The sequence below is a fragment of the Bacillus sp. 17RED48 genome, from assembly GCF_019837545.1.
Taxonomy (GTDB): domain Bacteria; phylum Bacillota; class Bacilli; order Bacillales; family Bacillaceae_G; genus Bacillus_A; species Bacillus_A wiedmannii.
Genome location: NZ_JADAXG010000035.1, coordinates 1 through 2,641, shown reverse-complemented (window position 1 = coordinate 2,641; position 2,641 = coordinate 1). Strand labels below are relative to the sequence as shown.

At 32.1% G+C, this 2,641-nt stretch carries 3 protein-coding genes and 1 pseudogene; 3 read left to right on the top strand and 1 reads right to left on the bottom strand.

What is annotated here, in order from left to right; all coding sequences use genetic code 11:
• Positions 1–964: coiled-coil domain-containing protein (locus tag ILT06_RS32050; protein ID WP_222655992.1), on the top strand; the 964-nt coding region annotated here is incomplete at its 5' end.
• A 220-nt stretch (positions 965–1,184) separates the two neighbouring features.
• Positions 1,185–1,841: a MarR family transcriptional regulator gene (locus ILT06_RS32045; RefSeq protein WP_222655991.1), complete on the top strand. Its 657-nt coding sequence runs from the start codon at positions 1,185–1,187 to the stop codon at positions 1,839–1,841.
• 209 nt (positions 1,842–2,050) lie between these two features.
• Here the strand turns inward: ILT06_RS32045 and ILT06_RS32040 are convergent, their stop codons facing one another.
• A complete protein-coding gene (locus ILT06_RS32040; RefSeq protein WP_261784596.1) occupies positions 2,051–2,251 on the bottom strand; it encodes a hypothetical protein in 201 nt (66 codons plus the stop codon).
• Positions 2,252–2,520: 269 nt separating this feature from the next.
• Between ILT06_RS32040 and ILT06_RS32805 the strand changes: the two are divergent.
• Positions 2,521–2,641, top strand: a pseudogene (locus tag ILT06_RS32805) (collagen-like domain-containing protein); the annotation flags it as partial.

The following is a 2,641-nucleotide window of genomic DNA, read 5'->3' as shown; positions in this document are numbered from 1 at the left end:
AGGTGTAGAAGGAACGGGAAGAAAGTTAATTGCACATTGGAGAGAATTAGAAACGGCCTATATTGAGCAATTGTCTAAAGAGCATATTCCGAACTTTGAACGTGCTAATGTAGGTTCACATAAATACATGAAAGTCCGTCAATACAAGGAATATGCAGAAACAAAATCAATTGTTGAGAATCAAGTACAAGAAAAAGAAACGCAGTTACAAACGATTGACCATCATTTAAAAAACGTTGAAGAGAAAACAAACGAATTACAAGTAGCGAAAAAGTGTTTGGAAAGTGATGTCGTTGATAAGTACAAAGAATTAGAGATAGTAAAACAAGAAGTAGAGAGTGAAAGTGGAAAGCTGCAGTTAATTGGCCAGCGTCATGTAGAGTTAGAAAAAAGAGTGGAACAAATGAAAAAAGAATTAGATAGTGCTACGGATCAAATGCCAAATGAACCTATTAAAATTCCATTTTTGCGTAAAGAAGTAATAACAGAAGTACAGGATAAGATGTTTGGAAAAGCTGAAATTACGAAGAAACAGACAAGAAATTATGTGTTATCACCAGAACAATATCAAGAATTAACAAAACAAGTGAATGCAGCGGTTACTATTAAAAAGGATTATGATCGTTTGAAAAAGACAGATTTTGTGAAAGAGAATGAAAGTTTAAAAGTGCATGCAGAGGGATGGATGGAAGAAAATCGAACATTGAAACAAGAAAAAAGTCAGTTACAAAAAGAAGTTGGTGTATTGAATAGAGAAATCAGCTCATTAAAAGCTCATATAAAGGGTTTACAGACGAATATAAGAGTTTTGTATGTGCAAACGAAAAAAGTTTTTAAAGAGCAATTTAAGGCGTTTAGAGGAATTATTAAAAATGAATTGGATAGTAAGGGGATAGATAATCAATTTGAACGTGAGCATAAAAAAGAAATGAATAGACATCGTGGATTGGACATGGAGCGGTAAATTAGTAAGGAAACTTTGTTTTTATCTTTAAGGTTATTGAAAACGTGATAGAATGAAAAAAAGAGTCATGCGGTAACATGACTCTTTTCATAGGGTATTCTACGAAAATACCTAAACTTCACTTATCTGATTATAGATTATCATAATTTGATTTATAATCAAATAGCAAAAAATAGGTGTTTTTGTTGATTCCCTCAATTAAGGAGGAATTAACCTAGATATGACAAAGAAAATTATTGATTTCGGACAAGCTGAAAAAAAGGCAAAAGAAAGAGATAGTAAGATTAATAGCATTTATGAAAAACTTGAAGGTAGTGGTGGACTTTCTGAAGAAGAAAGAGTCATTATGTTACAAGTATTAAGTAAAATGTCTGGTGGAGAAGAGTATTTTATTGGTAAAAAGAAAAAACCTACAGATCGGGTGAGATTTGTCCAAATGATTACAGAGAATATTGATTATTTATGTGAAATTGGCTATTTAACTCAACCAGAAAAGGCATTTTTATTTGATATTTCAAGATTTCTAGAATTCAAATCAAATGTTATTATTGAAAAAAATAAAGATGATGATATAAAACCGAATACAGCGTCTCCTAGTTATTTAGCTAAGAAATTAGGGAAAACAAGGACTTCTATTTCAAAAATGATGAACGAATTGCTTGAAAAAGGGGTTTTAGGAGTTGCAGAAACAGGTGTAATAACTGAAGATGGAAGGGCTTGTTCAGCAAGAACTTGGTTTGTTAATCCTAATATATTATGTAATTCACCTAAAGATGATATTGATAGAGCGACTCAACAAATTTTTTCAAAAGCGCTACGTAATATCAAAATTGAAGGTAATAAGAAAAAACATAAACTACCAATTTATTTATTTTAGATGTCAATTTTTTATATTGACATCTTTTTTTATGTGGGATTTTCTATTTTTTAGGTGTTAAAAAAAATTAACACAGGTGTTAAAAAAAATTAACACCTCATGCCTTATAAACCCTTGCTATTACTGCATTTCTTCACTTTGCTCTTCTCACTCTTATATATAGGGCTAAAAGTTCCGAAAGGAACGGGTCGTATTTTTGAGAAAATCACTCAAAAATCTCCACCCTCAATATCTAAACTAAAGGCTACCGCCTTCTCTTTTTGATATTGTCCTTGCGAAACTTTTTTCGGCTCGTGTGCTTTTCTCGCCAAGCCGACAGACAAAAAGCAAAGTAATGGTTCTCGACTTGGACTAGCAAGTATACGAGCCGAACCGCTTAGATCATTCGTCCCAAGATAGTTCTTATTCAAAAAATAGATACGTAATACGTGGGGTTTCGCCCCCACACGACGAGCCAGCACTCTAACCAAAAAGCAAAATTTTAGATCAAAAGACAAGAACAAACCTTTGATATTATTGGGTTTGTATTTCAGGATATTATTTTGGAGATTTTATAAGTTGGAAAATTAAAGGAAATTAAATAGGTATGAATGCAAACTTATTTAATATGTATTTCATATTTATATTAAGTATGTATCTATTCAATTAATTGTAATTTATTTGAAAAGTCGGTGAGAACATGAGTAAATTTAATAAGTTTAATAAATGTAATCATATTCCTTTTCCTTGTGCCTTTCCTCCGGATGGTCAAGGTCCAACAGGGTTTACAGGACCAACAGGGCCTACAGGACCAACAGGGC

Coding starts and splice junctions, on each gene's coding strand:
- ILT06_RS32045 (WP_222655991.1), top strand. CDS start 1,185: ATGACAAAGAAAATTATTGATTTCGGACAAGCTGAAAAAAAGGCAAAA.